General features: G+C 60.1%; 12 protein-coding genes. 10 read left to right on the forward strand and 2 right to left on the reverse strand.

Annotation, left to right across the window (positions count from 1 at the left end; genetic code table 11):
* Complete coding sequence (locus CLV74_RS07125; RefSeq protein WP_106263549.1) at positions 1–1,011, forward strand: branched-chain amino acid ABC transporter permease; 1,011 nt, start codon at positions 1–3, stop codon at positions 1,009–1,011.
* Positions 1,008–2,018, forward strand: a complete 1,011-nt coding sequence (locus CLV74_RS07130) for a zinc-dependent alcohol dehydrogenase (RefSeq protein ID WP_106263550.1) — start codon at positions 1,008–1,010, stop codon at positions 2,016–2,018. The genes CLV74_RS07125 and CLV74_RS07130 overlap by 4 nt, the downstream gene beginning before the upstream one ends.
* 9 nt (positions 2,019–2,027) lie before the next feature.
* On the opposite strand, the gene CLV74_RS07135 is transcribed toward CLV74_RS07130, so the two are convergent.
* Positions 2,028–2,954, reverse strand: coding sequence for a response regulator transcription factor (locus CLV74_RS07135; protein ID WP_106263551.1), 927 nt, complete (start codon positions 2,952–2,954; stop codon positions 2,028–2,030).
* Positions 2,944–6,279, reverse strand: a complete 3,336-nt coding sequence (locus tag CLV74_RS07140; RefSeq protein ID WP_106263552.1) for a hybrid sensor histidine kinase/response regulator — start codon at positions 6,277–6,279, stop codon at positions 2,944–2,946. The genes CLV74_RS07135 and CLV74_RS07140 overlap by 11 nt, the downstream gene beginning before the upstream one ends.
* A gap of 275 nt (positions 6,280–6,554) precedes the next feature.
* Between CLV74_RS07140 and urtA the strand changes: the two genes are divergently transcribed.
* From urtA to CLV74_RS07180, 8 genes are all read left to right on the forward strand, one after another.
* The gene (gene urtA / locus CLV74_RS07145; RefSeq protein ID WP_106263553.1) at positions 6,555–7,820 is read left to right on the forward strand and encodes an urea ABC transporter substrate-binding protein; all 1,266 of its coding nucleotides are present in this window, start codon (positions 6,555–6,557) and stop codon (positions 7,818–7,820) included.
* Positions 7,821–7,955: 135 nt separating this feature from the next.
* On the forward strand, positions 7,956–8,882 hold the full coding sequence (gene urtB / locus CLV74_RS07150; protein WP_106263554.1) for an urea ABC transporter permease subunit UrtB: 927 nt from the start codon (positions 7,956–7,958) through the stop codon (positions 8,880–8,882).
* A gap of 12 nt (positions 8,883–8,894) precedes the next feature.
* Complete coding sequence (urtC, locus tag CLV74_RS07155; RefSeq protein WP_106263555.1) at positions 8,895–10,031, forward strand: urea ABC transporter permease subunit UrtC; 1,137 nt, start codon at positions 8,895–8,897, stop codon at positions 10,029–10,031.
* A gap of 9 nt (positions 10,032–10,040) precedes the next feature.
* Complete coding sequence (gene urtD / locus CLV74_RS07160; protein WP_106263556.1) at positions 10,041–10,790, forward strand: urea ABC transporter ATP-binding protein UrtD; 750 nt, start codon at positions 10,041–10,043, stop codon at positions 10,788–10,790.
* Positions 10,791–10,802: 12 nt separating this feature from the next.
* Positions 10,803–11,492: an urea ABC transporter ATP-binding subunit UrtE gene (urtE, locus tag CLV74_RS07165; protein WP_106263557.1), complete on the forward strand. Its 690-nt coding sequence runs from the start codon at positions 10,803–10,805 to the stop codon at positions 11,490–11,492.
* Positions 11,493–11,517: 25 nt separating this feature from the next.
* Entirely contained in the window at positions 11,518–12,747 is a 1,230-nt protein-coding gene (fmdA, locus tag CLV74_RS07170; RefSeq protein WP_106263558.1) for a formamidase, read from the forward strand.
* Positions 12,748–12,843: 96 nt separating this feature from the next.
* Entirely contained in the window at positions 12,844–13,173 is a 330-nt protein-coding gene (locus CLV74_RS07175; RefSeq protein WP_106263559.1) for an FmdB family zinc ribbon protein, read from the forward strand.
* Positions 13,174–13,783: 610 nt separating this feature from the next.
* A complete protein-coding gene (locus tag CLV74_RS07180; protein ID WP_170108000.1) occupies positions 13,784–20,038 on the forward strand; it encodes a beta strand repeat-containing protein in 6,255 nt (2,084 codons plus the stop codon).
* Positions 20,039–20,075: the final 37 nt, after the last annotated feature.

Below are 20,075 nucleotides of genomic sequence, written 5' to 3' on the forward strand. Positions count from 1 at the left end.
ATGACACAACCGTTTCAACATGCCCGCGTCCAACGGGCCACTCCATCCAGCCGCATCGCCATGAGCCTTTGCGTGATCGTGCTGGTGGGCCTTGTGACCATGCCGTGGTGGGCCTCGTCGGGGAATATCCGTTGGGCGATCGAGCTAAGCTGCTATCTGGCGATTGCCCAGATGTGGAATCTGCTGGCAGGCTACGCGGGTCTGGTCAGCGTCGGTCAACAGGCCTTCATCGGGGTCGCAGGCTATATGCTGTTCGTGCTGGCGCAGAACTTTGGCGTGAACCCCTTTGTGGCGGTGATCCTGTCGCTGATCGCCCCTGCGGTGCTGGCCGTGCCAACCTATCTGCTGCTGCGCCGTCTGGACGGGCCTTACTTTGCCATCGGCACCTGGGTGGTGGCCGAGGCCGTGCGACTGGCCACCTCCAACATCGACTATCTGAACGCGGGCGCGGGTCTGACCCTGCGGGTGATGACCCAATACAGCCAACACGAACGCGAAGTGGCCTTTGTGATCCTATGCGCGCTGCTGCTGGTGGCGACCATCGGGGGCAGCTACTGGCTGCTACGCTCACGCATCGGCTTGGCGCTGACGGCCATGCGCGACAACCCCGTTGCGGCGGCCAGCCAAGGAGTGAATGTGGGCCGTTTGCGCTTTGCGATCTTTATCGCCGCGGCGGTGGGGACCGGCTTTGCGGGGGCGATCTACTACATGGCGCAGCTGCGGATCACGCCGGCGGCAGGCTTTGATCCCTTCTGGGCCAGCATGTCGATCTTCATCGTGATGGTTGGCGGCATCGGAGCCATCGAAGGGGCCATCGTCGGCGCACTGATCTACTTCTTTGCGGATCGTTTGTTCGGGGAATATGGCTCGGCCTATCTGATTGTCCTTGGCCTGCTGACCCTGATCATCGCGCTCTATGCCCGTGGCGGCGTCTGGGGGCTGCTGCAAAAGCTGGGGGATCACCCTTGGTTCCCTGTGCAACGGAAACTGGTGCTGGAGGACAAGCGATGAAAGCGGCCATCTTTGATGCCATGGGCCAACCTTTGCGGGTCGGCACGGTCGAAACGCCTGAGGCCACCGCTGGCCAAGTGCTGCTGAAAGTCTGTCGCTGCGGGATTTGCGGATCGGACCTGCATATGACCGAAGACCCGACCTTCGGCCTCCAAGGGGGCGAGGTGATCGGCCATGAATTCTCGGGCGAGGTCATCGACGTGGGCGCGGGTGTGACCGGCCTGAAGGTGGGCGATCAGGTCTCTGCCGCCCCGTTGCGGGGCTGCGGGAGATGTGCGTCCTGCCTGAGGGGAGAGCCTGCGTGGTGCGTCAACTTCTCGCTGATCGGTGGAGGATATGCGGAATTCGCCGCCGTAGACGTCTTTCAATGCCGCAAGCTGCCTTGGGGGATTTCTGCCGTAGATGGCGCCTTGGCCGAGCCCTTGGGCGTGGCGCTGCACGGGATCATGCGGGCGCGGATGCAGCCGGGGGCCAATGTGGTGGTGGTCGGGGCAGGGGCTATCGGGCTGGCGGTTGCGTTTTGGGCGCGGCGCATGGGAGCTGCCAAAGTGGTGGTGGTCGACATGCACGATCACCAACGGGAACGGGCGATGGATTTGGGCGCGACCGAGTTCCTGATTTCCGGACCCGATCTTGAGGCCCGCGTGACCGAGGCCTGCGGTGCGGCCCCCGAGATCGTCTTTGAATGCGTCGGAAAGCCGGGCCTGATTGATCACTGCATCGGGCTGGTCGCGCCACGGGGCCGTGTGGTGGTTCTGGGTCTTTGCACCGGGCCCGATCACATGGACAGCTTTCGCGCCATCTCGAAAGAGGTGGAGATCGTGATGTCGGTGTTCTTCACCATGCCTGAATTCGAACTGGCGATCCGCGCTTTGGATGCAGGCACCTATGCGCCGCAGCATCTGATCTCGGACACAGTATCGCTGGCGGCTATGCCCGATGCCTTTGAGGCTCTGCGCAATCGGACGACCCAATGCAAGGTTCTGATTGATCCCTCCGCTTGCTGAGAAGGGCCTTCAGACCCGATGCAGTAGGCGGTCCGCCATCACGGCGGCGGATGTGCGGTTGTCGACGCCCATTTTGTAGAACACCTGTTCCAGATGCTTGTTCACGGTGCGCGCACTGAGGCTAAGGATTTCCGCGATGTCCTTGTTGGTTTTCCCTTGGCTCAGCCATAGCAGTACCTCGGCTTCACGCTCGGTCAGGCCGTGGGCCTGTATCAGCGGCATGATCGGAGAGCTTTCACGCATTTCGTGGATTTCGATCAGGGTTTGGTCTTTGGTGGTGCCCACATATTTCAGAACCAACTGGCCGATCATCAGCGGGGTTGAACGGGACAGGGCCGTCTGTCCCAAACCCTTCAGCCAGTCGCCAAGGGCGCGGGGCGGGGCGGCGGACAGCAGGGCTTTGGTTGCTTCTGTCGTTTCCACCAAGTCCAACGCCTTCGGGGTGCCCCAGACAAAGCCGCCGTTCTTGCCAAAGGCCAATAGTGACTGGCCGGTTTCATCCAAGGCATGACGCGCGGAAGAGATCGCGCGGGCGTTCAGTACATGGGTGATGATGCGGGCGACCAGTTCATCCAGAACAACCGGCTTGGTGATGTAATCGACCCCGCCCGATTGCAGGCCCTTCAGGATATATTCCGCATCGGTCAAGCCGGTCATGAAAATCACCGGCGCATCGGCCGAGGCAGGATTGGCCTTGAGGGCGCGGCAGGTCTCAAACCCGTCCATACCGGGCATCTGGGCATCCAGCAGGATGACGTCAGGCTGGACGCGGTGGGTCAAGGCAATCCCTTCGGGGCCACTGCGGGCCACAAGAACGGTCATTCCGTTGGCTTCCAGCGCCTCGGAGATCACCCCGAGGGTTTCGGGCGCATCGTCGATCACCAGCGCAATGGCGCGCGCGCCAAAGGCGTTGGACTGAGAGGTTTCAGGTATCATGGGACAGGACCTCTTCGGCATATTTCAGAATGCCGCTCATGTCGAATTCGGCCATCATCTGACGCAGGTTGGGGCCGGATTGATTGGGGATGTCGTCTAGGGTGTCGATGATCCGGCGCAAGGGGGCTGCATGCCCCAGCAGGGCCAGATCTCGGATTTTCTTGAAAGTGTCGCGATCGACCTCTCGGGCGGGCGGCGTCGCATGATCTGGGGCGTCATGCAAAAGGGGCACGCGCAACAACTCGGCAATGCGCAGCAGCAGGTCTTCCAGCGAGTAGGGCTTGATGATGAAGGCATCAAACAGCCCCTCGCGCTGCACCTGACTACGGGCCTCTAGCGCGTGGGCGCTGACCATCATGATCGGGGTCGAGCGGAACTTGGGGTCATCACGTAGGCGCTGTGCAAGGCTCCAGCCGTCCATCTCGGGCATGTCGATGTCCAGAATGAACAGATCGGGCGCTATGTCTTCTAGGCTGGCCAGAGCGGTGACCGGACTGGGTTGGCACTGGATCAAAAAGCCCATTGGTTTCAGCAGGGTTTCCAGCAGGCCCAGATGGTCCAGATCGTCATCGACGGCCAGAATGGCTTTGCGCGGGCCAACATAGCCGGTCGCATGGACCTTTCGGGCGTCATGGGCCTCTGGCATCCGCGAGATGACCGAGGGCCGCACCGATGGCAGCATCAAGCGCAGGGTGAACCGGCTGCCCTTGCCAAGCTCGCTGTCCACGGAAATGTCGCCGCCCAGAATTTCTACCAAGAGGCGGGTGATCGTGAGCCCCAAACCAGAGCCGCCCGCGCCCGCACGGGACAGCCGCTCGAACGGTTTCCAGATGCGGTGGATTTGGTCGGGGGGAATGCCGATGCCGGTGTCTGTGACGGTGATGGTCGCCACTTCGTTGCGGTAGGCGATCTCCATATCCACGCGGCCTTTTTCTGTATAACGCAAGGCGTTTGACAGCAGGTTGATCAGGATTTGCCGCAGGCGTTTTTCATCGCAGTCGACCCAAGTGGGGATGTTGCCGCGGGTGGTGATGCGGAACTCGAGTGCTTTGGCTTTGGCCTGTCCTTCAAAGATTGATGTGACCTGCGCCAGAAAGGCCCGCAGATTGATGCGGTCGCGTGAAATCTCCAGCCGGCCTGCCTCGATTTTGGAGATGTCCAAGAGGTTCTCAATCAGGCCTGCCAGATGCTCGGAACTGCGGCGGATCGAGCGGGCAGCCTCGCGGCGGCGCAGGGGCAGCGCGGCATCCCCTTCAAGGATTTGTGCATAGCCGTAGATGGCGTTCAGGGGCGTGCGCAATTCGTGGCTGATGCCTGCCATATAGCGGGTCTTGGCCAGATTGGCGGCCTCGGCCTTTTCCATGGCCCGTTGTAGTTTGGCGTCGGTGCGTTCGTGGGCGCGGACTTCGCGCAGCAAGCGTTGGGTTTGCAGGTCAGCCTCATCCCGCGCTTTGTGTTGGCTTTCCCGCGCCAGAATAAGGGTCCACGCGATGATGCCGATGCAGACCAGCACGGAACAGAAAATCAGCGTGATGATCGCATCCAGATCAGGGCTGTCCGCGTGGGACCGGATGATCCACAGCAATGATCCAAACGCAGCGGCAGGCACCGATGTGGCCACCAGAAAAAACGACAGGCGCGACGTCAGCGCATCGAAAATCCGCGCGGGCAGGGCGTTTTGCAGGGCGCCTAGGGTCATGGCATCCAGCCGCGCCTCAGGCTTGCAGGTGTCACGGCAAGAGCTGTCTAGCGTGCAGCACAGCGAACAGATCGGCCCCGCGTAGAACGGGCAGTCGGTCATGTCTTCGGGATCAAAGCTGTATTCGCAGACACAGCAGGTCTGTTCGGTCTGTGCTTTGCCTTCGGGGCAGGGGCGGGCGATGTAATATTTGCCTTTTGTGATAAAGGCGATCAGGGGCGAGACCACCAGCGCCGTGACCAGCGCAATCCCTGACGAATAGGCCGGTCCCCAAGGGCCGACCACGCCGCTATGGGCGATCAGGGAAAAGACCACCGCCAACACCATCGAGCCGACGCCAACGGGGTTCAGATCGTAAAGGTGGGCGCGGCGGAACTCGATCCCCTTGGGGCTAAGGCCAAGGGGTTTGTTGATCACCAGATCAGCGGTGATTGCGCCAATCCAAGCCACAGCCACGTGGGAATAGAGACCCAAGATATGACCGATGGCGGCAAAGACCCCCAGTTCCATCAGCATGACGGCAATGGCTACGTTGAACACCAGCCAGATCACGCGGCCCGGATGGCTGTGGGTCAGGCGCGAGAAGAAATTCGACCACGCGATAGATCCGGCATAGGCGTTGGTCACATTGATCTTAAGCTGGCTGAGAACCACAAAGATGCCGGTCACCGCAACGGCCAACCACTCCCACCGGAAAGCCAGATCAAAGAGGACAAAGTACATGTGCGTGGGGTCGGTGCTGTCCTCTAGCATTTCGCCCTGAAGCAAGGCGTAGGTAGTCAGGAACGAGCCTGCCAGCATCTTCACGACCCCGATCACCGACCATCCGGGCCCCGAGGCCAGCAGGGTCAGCCACCATTTCATCTGCTCTTTGCGGGTTTGGGGTTCGGGGAGGAAGCGCAGGAAATCCACCTGCTCGCCGATCTGGGCGGCAAGCGAGAAGACGATGGCCGATGCAAACCCGACCGACATCCAGTTCAGCCCCGCTGCATCGGGGGCATCGCCGTAGCTGGTCCAGAATTGCAGATCAAACTGGCCCTGAAGCAGCAAGATCGCGAAGGGTAGGATATGCAGCGCGATCCACAGGGGCTGGGTCCACGTGTGAAACGCCGAGATTTTCGAGAACCCGTTCAGCACCAGCGGAATGACCACCAAAGCCGACACCAGATAGCCAAGCGAGACGGGCATGCCAAAGCAGAACTCTAGCGCGAAGGCGAGGATCGATGCCTCAAGCGCGAAGAATATGAAAGTGAAGCTGGCGTATATGAGAGAGGTGATTGTTGACCCGATGTACCCAAATCCGGCCCCGCGGGTCAGCAGGTCAATGTCCACCCCGTAACGTGCGGCGTAGTAGCAGATGGGCAAGCCCGTCAGCATCAGGATGAGGCCAACAATCAGGATGGCTGCAAGCGCAGCATCAAAGCCGTAGGTCAGGGTGATGGTGCCGCCGATGGCCTCAAGCGCAAGGAACGAGATCGACCCGATCGCCGTGTTGGCAATGCGCCCGTAGCCGAACCGCCGCGCCCGTCGCGCGGTAAAGCGCAGGGCGAAATCTTCCATCGTCTCATTGGCGACCCAGCGGTTATAGCTGCGGCGATTTCCTGTCGCGCTATATGGTATATGCATGAATATACGCCATATTTAACCTCATCACTCGTCAGGATGCGCGGCTCTCGGCAATGACGGGGCCATCACGTTTCGGTCTGCGCAGCCTGCGCGTCAAAAACGTGATTCCAAAATTGCGGTTTTGCGTCGCGCTCTTCTGGTCTTCGAGCATAGGGGGAAAAAGGCGCACTCAAATACGTTATTTGACGTATACTGCGCTGCAGAAAATTTTGTCAGCCTTGTCCTCAAGAGCGGGTGCCAACCTGCTCAAGAATTAAGCCAACAAGGAGGGCACAATGACCAAATCCAATGGTAACTCCCCGAAGTCGACTGTCAGCCGCCGCGCCGTTCTGGCCGGTGGCGCGGCCTTGTCTGCCTCATTGTTTCTACCCAAGAACCTGCGGGCGCAGGACTATCCCACGGCCGCAGTGAACACGACCGGCCTTGCGGTTACAGATGATACCGTGACCGTCGGCATCCTGCATTCGGTCACCGGTACTATGGCAATTTCCGAGACCGGCTCGGTCCAGGCCGAAAAGCTGGCGATTGAACAGATCAACGCGCAAGGCGGTGTTCTGGGCCGCAAGATCGAATTCATTCAGGAAGACGGCGCATCCGACTGGCCGACCTTTGCGGAAAAGGCCAAGAAGCTGCTGGTGAACGACAAGGTCGCCTCGGTCATGGGGTGCTGGACTTCGGCAAGCCGCAAGGCGGTTCTGCCCGTGTTCGAACAGTACAATGGCATGCTCTACTATCCGACCTTCTATGAAGGGCTAGAGCAGTCGCCGAACGTGATCTACACCGGTCAGGAAGCAACCCAGCAGATCATCGCGGGCATCGACTGGGTCACCAAAGAGAAGGGCGCGAAAAGCTTCTATCTCTTGGGCTCCGATTACATCTGGCCGCGCACCTCGAACAAGATCGCCCGCAAGCACATCGAAAAGCTGGGCCTGAAGGTTGTGGGCGAAGAGTATTATCCGCTGGGTCACACCCAGTTCAACTCGGTCATCAACAAGATCAAACTGAAGAAGCCAGACGTGATCTACGCCATCGTTGTGGGCGGATCGAACGTGGCCTTCTACAAGCAGCTGAAGGCTGCGGGCATCGATATGACCAAGGAAAAGCCCGTGCTGCTGACCATCTCTGTGACCGAGGATGAAATCCGCGGCATCGGCGGCGAGAATATCGAAGGCGCCTATGCCTGCATGAAGTACTTCCAGTCGCTGGAGAATCCCAACAACGCCGACTTCGTGGCCGCCTTCAAAGAGATGTGGGGCGATGACATGGTGATCGGTGACGTGACGCAAGCCGCCTATTTGGGCCCGTGGCTGTGGAAGGCCGCTGTCGAGAAAGCTGGCAGCTTTGACGTGGATAAGGTCCGCGAAGCCTCGCCCGATATTGAACTGCCGACTGCGCCCGAAGGTTACGTCAAGGTCCATCCCAACCATCACCTCTGGTCCAAAACCCGTGTCGGCAAGGCGATGGCGGACGGTCAGTACGAAGTGGTCTTCGAGACCGCCGATCTGGTCGAGCCCGACCCCTTCCCCGAAGGCTATCAGTAAGGCCTGATCGCCGAACGATCCCGCGGCGCAAATTCGGGGCCACCGTTCCCTTAACCTGACTTGCCCGTGCCACTGGCCAATGCGCTGCACGGCACGGGCTTTTTTCCCTGCGGCTGCTGACAGGAAGGAACACTGATGTTTGCCGACTATTCCATGGGGGAACTGACTGCGATCTTTGCGATGCAAGGGTTTGCGGGGCTGATCCTCTTTTCCGTATTCGTCCTGATGGCGCTGGGGCTGGCGATCATCTTTGGCCAGATGGGCGTGATCAACATGGCCCATGGCGAGTTTATGATCCTTGGCGCCTATGTGACCTATCTGGTCTCGAACGTTTTCTCGGACTACCTGCCGTTTCTGTTCTCGATCTACTTTTTCGTCGCGATGGCGCTGGCGTTTGTGGTGACGGGGGCGCTGGGGATGTTCGTTGAATGGGCGATGATCCGGCATTTGTACAAGCGCCCGCTGGATACGCTGCTGGCCACATGGGGCCTTAGCCTGATCCTGCAACAGATCTATCGCAGTGTCTTTGGTGCGCGCGAAGTCGGTGTGACAATTCCCGAATGGATGATGGGCTCGCTACCACTCACGGACATGATCGAGGTGCCGATTAACGGCATGTTTGTCATGGTGCTGGCCGTCGGAATTTCCATCGCGATCTATGTGCTCATGTTCCGGTCCACTTGGGGCAAGCAGGTGCGGGCGATCAACCAGAACCGCATTATGGCGGGCGCTGTGGGGATCAACACCGAATGGACCGACCGCCTGACATTTGGCATCGGTTGCGGTGTGGCGGGCGTTGCGGGTTCGGCCTTTACTATGATCGGCTCGACCGGTCCGACGGCGGGTCAGCTTTATATCGTGGACACTTTCCTGGTGGTCGTCTTCGGCGGCGCGGGCAGCCTACTGGGCACTATCGCCAGCGCGTTCAGCATCTCTCAGGCGCAGTCGATCCTTGAGTTCTTCCTGTCCGGTTCAATGGCCAAGGTTCTGACCCTGCTGACGGTCGTGGGCATCCTGATGCTGCGTCCCCAAGGCCTCTTTGCCCTCAAGCTGCGGAAATAAGGAGCGCGAGATATGACACCGACCAAGAAAACCGCGTTTCTGACCCCGAAAGAGATGATCGGCTTTGCGATCCTTGCGGCCCTGATTTTTGTGGTGCTGCCGCTGGCGCTGGACACCTTTCGCCTGAACCTATTCGGCAAATACCTGACCTATGCCTTTGTGGCTGTCGGCCTTGTGCTGTGCTGGGGGGCAGGGGGTATCCTGAGCCTTGGCCAAGGGGTCTTCTTCGGTCTTGGGGGTTATTGCATGGCAATGTTCCTCAAGCTGGAGGCCTCAACGCCCGAGAATACCGCGATCCAGTCCACCCCCGGCATTCCCGATTTTATGGACTGGAACCAGATCACCGCTTTGCCATGGTGGTGGGAGCCGTTCCACAGCTTTGGCTTGACCCTGATTGCCATCATTGCAGTGCCTGTGGTCTTTGCCTTCATTATCGCCTTCGCCATGTTCCGGCGGCGTGTGGGCGGGGTTTACTTCGCGATCATCACCCAAGCGATTGCCGCGATCCTGACCATCCTGATCATCGGGCAGCAAGGCTTTACCGGCGGCGTCAACGGCATCACCGATCTGCGGACCCTGCACGGCTGGGACATCCGCACCGATGAGGCCAAGAACATCCTCTATTTCGTCAACGGCATCCTGCTGTTCGCGGTCCTCTTCGCGGCCCATTATGTGCGCAAGTCCAAACTAGGCCGCCTATTGATCGCAATGCGGGACCAAGAAGATCGCGTGCGCTTTTCGGGCTATGACGTGGCCAGCTTCAAGATCTTTGTCTTTTGCCTTGGCGCGGCGTTCTCGGCCATTGGCGGGGCTATGTTCACCCTTCAGGTCGGCTTCATGTCACCCACGCTGGTCGGCATCGTCCCTTCGATCGAAATGGTGATCTTCTGCGCAGTCGGCGGGCGTCTGTCCATCATCGGCGCGGTCTACGGCACGCTGCTGGTGAACTTTGCCAAGACCACATTCTCGGAAAGCTTCCCCGAGGTTTGGCTGCTGGGACTTGGCGCTTTGTTCATCGCTGTGGTCATGGCCTTCCCCCGTGGTTTGGCGGGCATCTGGGCCGATTGGGTCGAGCCCCGCCTGAGCAGCCTGTTCAGCCGGAAGACTGGCGATGACAGCACGGCGGCCCCGAAAACTCCTGCGGAATGAGGTGATCAGATGGTCCAGAACAATCCCAACTTTGTCCTGATGGTCGAGGATCTGACGGTCTCTTTCGATGGCTTCAAAGCGGTCAATGACCTGAGCTTTTACGTCGAGCCGAACGAATGCCGCGTGATCATCGGCCCCAACGGGGCGGGCAAAACCACCGTGCTTGATCTGATCTGCGGACGGACCAAGGCGACCGGCGGGTCGGTCAACTTCAAAGGGCAGGAACTGCTGAACATGCGTGAGGACCAGATCGTCCACGCGGGTGTTGGCCGCAAATTCCAGACGCCCTCTGTCTACGAAGACCTCACGGTCTTTGAGAACTTGGAACTGAGCTATCCCAAGGGGCACAACGTCTTTGGCGCGCTGTTTTTCCGCCGTGATGACACGGTGAAGGACCGCATCCAAGAGATCGCAGAGATGATCTTTCTCGAGGAACTGCTGCAAGAAAAGGCGGCCTTCCTCAGCCACGGGCAGAAGCAGTGGCTCGAAATCGGGATGCTGCTGATCCAGGACCCCGAGCTGTTGATGCTGGATGAACCCGTCGCGGGCATGTCTGTGGCCGAGCGGAAGAAAACGGCAGAGCTTCTGAACCGCATCATCGCTGATCGCTCGGTCATCGTGATCGAACATGACATGGGTTTTGTCGCTGACATCGCCACCCGCGTCACGGTTCTGCATCAGGGCAAGGTTCTGTCCGAAGGCTCGATGGAGCGGGTGCAGAACGACCCCAAAGTCATCGAAGTCTACCTCGGCCACTGAAGGAGCACTGATATGCTGAACCTGACCAACCTGCGTGCGGCCTATGGGGAATCCGAGGTGCTGCACGGCCTGAACCTGAACGTCCAGCCCGGCGAGATTGTCGCCATCATGGGCCGCAACGGGATGGGCAAAACCACCCTGATGAAGACTATGATGGGGATCGTGCCTGCGTCTTACGGCGCGGTCTCGGTCGGGGATACGGACGTGACTGCGATGAAGTCGCACAAGCGTGTCGCCAACGGTATCGCCTATGTGCCGCAGGGCCGGATGATCTTTTCCGCCATGACGGTGCAGGAAAACGTTGAAACCGGCCTGACCGTGACCGGCAAGAAGACCGTCCCGCCAGATATCTATGAGCTGTTCCCCGTGCTGCTGGAAATGAAGGGACGGCGCGGGGGGAACCTCTCGGGCGGGCAACAGCAGCAGTTGGCGATTGCCCGCGCCTTGGCCTCAAACCCCAAGGTGCTGCTGCTGGACGAGCCGACCGAAGGCATCCAGCCCTCGATCATCCGCGAAATGGCCCGCACCCTGCGCCGTATCCGCGACGAACGGGGCTTGTCGATCATCGTCTCGGAACAGGTCCTCAGCTTTGCGCTGGATGTGGCCGACCGCGTGATGGTGATCGAGAACGGCCAATTCGTCCATGACAGCCCCCGCGACGGCATCGACGCGGCGAAGGTGTCGAAATTTCTATCTGTCTGATTTCCAACAACAAGGAGGTAACCCCATGGCTGATACACTGATTTCCGTAGACCTCAGCGAAAGCCCGCACACCAATGAGAATGTGCACAACCGCTGGCATCCGGACATCCCCCTCGCGGTCTGGGTCGAACCCGGTGACGACTTCAAGATCGAGACCTACGATTGGACCGGTGGTCAGATCAAAAACAACGACGACGCAGCGGACGTGCGTGATGTGGAGCTGGAGCAGGTCCACTATCTGTCCGGTCCCATCGGCGTCAAAGGGGCCGAGCCGGGCGATCTGCTGATCGTCGAAATTCTGGATATCGGCGCCAAGGAAGAGATGAACTGGGGGTTCAACGGCTTCTTTTCCAAACAGAACGGCGGCGGTTTCCTGACCGAACATTTTCCCGAGGCGCAAAAGTCGATCTGGGATTTTCACGGCATGTTCACCTCGTCCCGTCACGTGCCGGGGGTGAAATACGCGGGCCTTATTCACCCCGGTCTGATCGGCTGTCTTCCCGACCGCAAGATGCTGGACATGTGGAACAGCCGAGAGAAGGCGCTGTTCGACACCAACCCCGACCGCACGCCCCCCTTGGCTGCGCTGCCCAACACCCAGTCTGCTCACATGGGCAAGCTGAAAGGCGACGAACGCGACAAGGCTGCTGCAGAAGGCGCCCGCACCGTGCCGCCCCGCGAACACGGCGGCAACTGCGATATCAAAGATCTCAGCCGTGGCTGTAAAATCTACTTCCCCGTCTATGTGGACGGCGCGGGCCTTTCGATGGGCGATCTGCACTTCAGCCAAGGCGATGGCGAGATCACCTTCTGCGGCGCCATTGAAATGGCGGGCTGGCTGCACATCAAGGTGGACCTGATTAAGGACGGGGTCAGCAAATACGGGGTCAAAAACCCGATCTTCAAGCCTTCGCCGATCACGCCCAAATATGATGACTACCTGATCTTCGAGGGCATCTCTGTCGATGAAACCGGCACCCAGCATTATCTGGATGTGCATGTGGCCTACCGTCAGGCCTGCCTCAACGCGATCGAGTACCTGAAGAAGTTCGGCTATACCGGCGCGCAGGCCTACGCGATCCTCGGGACCGCACCGGTGCAGGGGCATATCTCGGGCGTGGTGGATATCCCCAACGCCTGCGCCACGCTGTGGCTGCCAACGGATATCTTCGACTTCGACATCAAGCTGGGGAAAGACGGCCCCAAGAAATATCTGGACGGGTCCATCGACATCCCGCTGGCGCCCGATCTCTGAGCCTGCCGGTTCTGGGGCCGCCCAACACCCCAGAGCAACTGCAGCCGCGCGGGCTTGGCCTGCGCGGCTGCCCCCTCTCATCCCTGAAAGGACGCCATGCCCTATTATGATTACCTCTGCGAAGACTGCGGCCCCTTCACCGATTACGCCCCCATGGCCGCTTTCGATCAGCCCTGTGCGTGCCCCTCTTGCGCGGCAGAGGCCCCTCGGGTGTTGTTCACCGCGCCCAAAATCGCGGGCATGGATAAATCCCGCCGCACCGCGTTTGAGACCAATGAGCGCGCACAGCACGAACCAAAGCGCAGCGGCCACGGGGCAGGGTGTTCCTGCTGCTCGGGCAGTTCCAAGAAGTCGTCTGGAACGCTCTATCGCCCCGATGGCTCAAAGAGCTTTCCGGCAAAGCGCCCTTGGATGATTTCGCACTGATCGGCCATTGCCATCACTGTCGCCCTTTGGGGCGGCGGGCTCTGATATAAACCAAATGACCCAGCCGACTGTCAGCAGAAGTTATGTGTTTCTGGTTCTCGGGTTGAATCATGGAACCGTCCTTGCCTGTTCAATTCGCAAGATTGCGAGACAGGACACACCGGAATTAAACTTGCCCTTGCCGCGCCAAGGGCAATTCCTGCCCCATTTGTAGGCAATTTCCCAAACTCATTTTGTTGCTATTTTCGACGCACTGTGGGCATCCCTAGGCATTGGCGGACCGCCTCATTTTGCATGAATGTTGTGCCAGAATAGATCAATCTAGAATTGTAAGATGCGCCAGCTGCGAATTTGCGTTGGGTGAGGCGGTAATTTTGCGCGTCCTTGCCTGAAAAAGTGGCGGGTTGTCGCTAGAGTGACCCAATCGCATTGTTCGTAATCAGGAATTAATCGCGCATTTTGCCTCACTACAAAACTGATTTGTCTTAAAAAATTAATGTGAAAGTAGCGTTTCGGGGGCTGTCAGCGGCCTCGATTTCAGGCATACCCGCCTAGGTTGATTATTTGATTTATGCGACAACCAAAGAGTGTTTGTGGTGAAGGTGATTCGATGGCTGTGATCGTTATTTCCGGTGTTGACGTTAATTTAGTAACGGACAACCTGAGCACGATAGTTCTGTTCCCGAGTGTGCTGGTCGAAAGCGATGATGCAAGCGCGGTCCTGACGGCGACTCTGACCGCAAGCGATGCCACGAACGGTGGTTTTACCGCCGACTCTTTGCTGGCAAGCGGATTTACAGATCTGGGTGATGGGACCTACACCTACAGTGGTACCGCTGCTGAAATGACGGCTGCCCTCCAGTTGCTTGTGTTCGAGCCTGCCGCGGAAAGCACCGCCTCCGGCGCAAGCGCGGCGATTGCCTACACCATCGATGTGACCGAACCCGCAGGGGGCAGTGCTTCGTCCAGCGTTGATATCACGATCGAGGTCGCTGATGGCCCCGGCGTTCCGACACCGGACCAGTATGACACGGTGATCTACGGGGATGCGGGGGACAACCCGCTGGTTGGGACCTCTGGCAACGACTGGATCGAGGGTGGCGCAGGGCGTGACAATATCGATGCAGGCGCAGGGGACGACTATATCATCGCTGGTACGGGCGGTGACTGGTGGGTCAAAGGCGGCTCGGGTGCGGACATCTTCCAGTTCTCGGTCGGGGACTACGGCGTCAAGATCGCGGATTGGGAAGACGGCGTGGACAAGATCTTCCTTGCCGGAGGTCTGACCTACGCGGACCTTGAGAAGCTGACCTACACGGGCACTGGCCTGACTACCGTGGTTTATCGCACCTCGAACGGCGACCGTCTGATGTTCTATAACATGGACCCGACGCTGATCGACGAAGATGACTTTCTGACCGAGGCCGATTTCCTTGACGCCAACACCGCCCCTGTGGCTGTGGCGGATGCGCCCTCGGGAGACGAGGATACCGTGATCTCGGGCGCAGTAACGGCGACTGATGCGGATGGAGACGCGGTGACCTTCTCGCTGGTCTCGGACGCCACAAGCGGCGTGGTCACGGTGAACACCGATGGCACCTACACCTATACCCCCAGCGCCGATTTCAACGGCACGGACAGTTTTGAGGTGCTTGCAGACGACGGCAACGGCGGCACGGACACGGTGACGGTTAGCGTGACGGTCAACGGGGTGAACGATGCACCTGTAGCGCTGGACGATAGTGCTGCGACGGACGAGGGCGCGTCGGTGGTCATCAGCCTCTTGGCGAATGATAGCGATGCGGATGGCGACACCCTGAGCCTCAGTGCCATTAGCGCGGCGGGCAACGGCACCGTGGTCGATAACGGTGACGGCACGGTGACCTACACGCCGACCTCTGGCTTCAGCGGGACGGATAGTTTTAGCTACACCGTTTCGGACGGGAACGGCGGCACCGCGACGGCCACTGCGACGGTGACGGTCTCGGCCGCGCCTGTGAACACGGCGCCTGTGGCTGTGGATGACAGTGCTGCGACGGACGAGGGCGCGTCGGTGGTCATCAGCCTCTTGGCCAACGACAGCGACGCGGATGGCGATACCCTGAGCCTCAGTGCCATTAGCGCTGCGGGTAATGGCACTGTGGTCGATAACGGTGACGGGACAGTGACCTACACGCCGACCACCGGCTTCAGCGGGACGGATAGTTTTAGCTATACCGTGTCTGACGGGAATGGCAGCACGGCGACGGCTACCGCGACGGTGACGGTCGAAGCAACCACCACCCCATCAACCGGTGTTCCGACACCGGACCAGTATGACACGGTGATCTACGGGGATGCGGGGGACAACCCGCTGGTTGGGACCTCTGGCAACGACTGGATCGAGGGTGGCGCAGGGCGTGACAATATCGATGCAGGCGCAGGGGACGACTATATCATCGCTGGTACGGGCGGTGACTGGTGGGTCAAAGGCGGCTCGGGCGCGGATATCTTCCAGTTCTCGGTCGGGGACTACGGCGTCAAGATCGCGGATTGGGAAGACGGCGTGGACAAGATCTTCCTTGCCGGAGGTCTGACCTACGCGGACCTTGAGAAGCTGACCTACACGGGCACTGGCCTGACTACCGTGGTTTATCGCACCTCGAACGGCGACCGTCTGATGTTCTATAACATGGACCCGACGCTGATCGACGAAGATGACTTTCTGACCGAGGCCGATTTCCTTGACGCCAACAATGCCCCTGTGGCGGTGGCGGATGCGCCCTCGGGAGACGAGGATACCGTGATCTCGGGCGCAGTAACGGCGACTGATGCGGATGGGGATACGGTCACATTCTCTTTGGCCTCGGACGCGACAAGCGGCGTGGTCACGGTGAACGCCGATGGCACCTACACCTATACCCCCGGTGCCGATTTCAACGGCACGGACAGTTTTGAGGTGCTTGCAGACGACGGCAACGGCGGCACGGACACGGTGACGGTTAGCGTGACGGTCAACGGGGTGAACGATGCACCTGTGGCGGTGGACGATAGCGCTGCGACGGACGAGGGTGCGTCGGTGGTCATCAGCCTCTTGGCCAACGACAGCGATGCGGATGGCGACGCCTTGAGCCTCAGCGCCTTGGGGGCTGCGGGCAACGGCACCGTGGTCGATAACGGTGACGGCACGGTGACCTATACGCCGACCTCCGGTTTCAGCGGGACGGATAGTTTTAGCTACACGGTCTCGGACGGGAACGGCGGGAGTGCGACGGCTACCGCGACGGTGACGGTCTCGGCGGCGCCTGTGAACACGGCGCCTGTGGCTGTGGACGATAGTGCTGCGACGGACGAGGGTGCGTCGGTTGTCATCAGCCTCTTGGCGAATGACAGCGATGCGGATGGCGACACCCTGAGCCTCAGCGCCTTGGGGGCTGCGGGCAACGGCATAGTGGTCGATAACGGCGACGGGACAGTGACCTACACGCCGACCGCGGGCTTCAGCGGGACGGATAGCTTTGGCTACACCGTTTCGGACGGGAACGGCGGCACCGCGACGGCTACCGCGACGGTGACGGTCTCGGCCGCGCCTGTGAACACGGCGCCTGCGGCAGTGGATGACAGCGCTGCGACGGACGAGGGCGCATCGGTTATCATCAGCCTCTTGGCCAACGACAGCGATGCGGATGGCGACACCCTGAGCCTCAGCGCCTTGGGCGCGGCGGGCAACGGCACCGTGGTCGATAACGGCGACGGCACCGTGACCTACACGCCGACCACCGGCTTCAGCGGGACGGATAGCTTTGGCTATACGGTCTCGGACGGGAACGGCGGCACCGCGACGGCCACCGCGACGGTGACAGTCTCGGCCGCGCCCGTGAACACCGCGCCTGTGGCTGTGGACGATAGCGCTGCGACGGACGAGGGCGCATCGGTTATCATCAGCCTCTTGGCCAACGACAGCGATGCGGATGGCGACGCCCTGAGCCTCAGCGCCTTGGGCGCGGTGGGCAACGGCACCGTGGTCGATAACGGTGAGGGCACGGTGACCTACACGCCGACCTCCGGTTTCAGCGGGACGGATAGTTTTAGCTACACGGTCTCGGACGGGAACGGCGGGACTGCGACGGCCACTGCGACGGTGACGGTCTCGGCCGCGCCTGTGAACACGGCGCCTGTGGCTGTGGACGATAGCGCTGCGACGGACGAGGGCGCATCGGTTATCATCAGCCTCTTGGCCAACGACAGCGATGCGGATGGCGACACCCTGAGCCTCAGCGCCTTGGGGGCTGCGGGCAACGGCACTGTGGTCAATAACGGCGACGGCACGGTGACCTACACGCCGACCTCCGGTTTCAGCGGGACGGATAGTTTTAGCTATACCGTATCCGACGGGAACGGCGGCACCGCGACGGCCACCGCGACGGTGACGGTCGAAGCAACCACCACCCCGTCAACCGGCGTTCCGACGCCGGATCAGTATGACACGGTGATTTACGGGGATGAGGGGGACAACCCGCTGGTTGGGACCTCTGGCAACGACTGGATCGATGCGGGCGATGGCCGTGACAACCTGAATGCCGGAGCGGGCGATGACTATATCATCGCGGGCAAGGGTGGTGACTGGTGGGTCAAAGGCGGCTCGGGCGCGGATATCTTCCAGTTCTCGGTCGGCGATTACGGGGTCAAGATTGCGGACTGGGAAGACGGCGTCGACAAGATCTTCCTTGCTGGAGGTCTGACCTACGCGGATCTAACTCGTGACACCTACACAGGTACGGGCCTGACGACGGTGGTGTTCCGCACTTCGAACGGCGACCGTCTGATGTTCTACAACATGGACCCGACCCTGATCGACGCGGACGACTTCCTGACCGAGGCTGACTATACTGCCGTGGGCAATGCACCCGTGGCCGTGGCGGATGCGCCTTCAGGGAATGAGGACACCACGATCTCGGGCGCTGTGACGGCGACTGATGCGGATGGGGATACGGTCACATTCTCATTGGTCTCGGACGCCACAAGCGGGTCGGTCACGGTGAACACCGATGGCACCTATAGCTACATGCCGGACGCGAACTTTAACGGCACGGACAGTTTTGAAGTCTCTGCCGCGGACGGCAACGGCAACAGCGATACGGTCACTGTCAGCGTATCGGTCGCTGCGGTGAACGATGCGCCTGTGGCCGTAGATGATACGGCAACCACAGATGCGGGCGCGTCGGTGACCTTTAGCCTTGTGGCCAATGACAGCGATGTGGATGGCGATAGCTTGTCGATCAGCAGCCTTGGCAGCGTTGCGAACGGCACCTTGGTGAACAACGGTGACGGCACGGTCACCTATACGCCGGATGCCGGTTTCACAGGGGTCGACAGCTTTGACTACACCATCTCAGACGGGAACGGTGGCACGGCAACGGCCAGCGCAACCGTCGGAGTGGATGAGGTCATCCTACCCGGCACTGGCAAGGAAATCCTGTTGGTTGTCACCATGGGCCAATCCCTGAGCGTCGGCACCACCACTTGGGCCAACCGCGAGGTCCTGTCGACCGAGGCCGTCTATCCCGACACTGTTTTGGGTCTGGATTTCGGCAACAGCCAGAACAACTCTTGGGGCTGGCGCGAAAGCGCGGTGGATGTCACCGATTATCAAGGGCTGACATCTTGGGTCGAAACCCAGACCGAGACTCATGCCTCGGCGATGCTGAACACCCTGACTGCCCAGTATGAGGCCAACGGGCAAGAGGCTCCGACCTTGTTGCATTTTAACGTCGGCATTCCTGGGAAATCCATTCTGTCGCTCTCGGCGGAAAGCGATCAGATTTATTCTTCGATGTCGGCAGCCTTGGCTGCGACCCAAGAGGGCGATCTGTTCATCGTCCAGAGCGGGACCACCTACAGCTATTATGCGAACTCGGGCGGGGGGACGACCTACAGCTACGGCACCCAGAGCCATCCCTATGCCTTCGATAACTTCAAGGTTCAGCTTGAGCTGGCCTATAATGAGGCGATTTCGCAGGGCTACACGGTGCAAGACCGCATCGTGATCAACTTTATCCAAGGCCAGTCTGATGCGAACCAGACCGATGATGAATACGGTTACCGGTTCCTGTTGCAGAACCTGATGGACAATGCCGACGACTATGCGGACAGCCTCTTTGGATATGACGTCGAGACGATCTCGATCGTGTCGCAGCACCGCGGCTATGCGGCCAAGGATGTGGCATTCGACCAGATCAGCTATGTGACGGACAACGCCTCGGCCTATTTCGGTGCGCCGGAGTTCCAGTTCGAAGCCAGCGAGCCTGCCAGCGTCGGCGGCGATTACACGCACCTCAGCTCTGAGGGCTATTACATGATGGGCAGCACCATCGGCCTGAAACTGTATGAAGCGCTGGAAGGGACGGGGGATGACCCGATCCTGATATCTAGCGTGGACGTTCAGAACGGGAACGAGATTCTGGTGACCTTCAGCGGTCTGGAAGGATCGTTGGTGGATGATCCATACTCGGCCTACCGCGAAGGCGTGGGGCTGGTGCCGCCGGAAAACTTCGGCTTCTCGATCGCGAATGCCAGTGGCACTTATTCGGGGTCTTTGGCCGCCATTACGTCGGTCGAGATCGTCGGTGCCAATCAGGTGTTGATCACCGCAGATCAGGACCTGACGGATTCCTTCGTGCTGTATCTGGGCCGGAACGACAGCGAGGATCTGGCGGACGATGTTATCTCGCCTGGTGCGGGGGACGGCTTTGGCGGTACCACCTTGCGGGATTCCGAGGTGGACGTGGCGCTGGATCCCACCAGCGGGCGGGTTCTGGATGATGAGTTCATCTATGAATATGCGCCGATCCAGTCCTTTGATGTGACGGTCGATCTACTGGTCTAACGTTCATAGCGGCCCCCAACGGGGCCGCTTTTACTTT

Origin of the sequence: Donghicola tyrosinivorans, assembly GCF_003003355.1 — a bacterium.
GTDB classification, from domain to species: domain Bacteria; phylum Pseudomonadota; class Alphaproteobacteria; order Rhodobacterales; family Rhodobacteraceae; genus Donghicola; species Donghicola tyrosinivorans.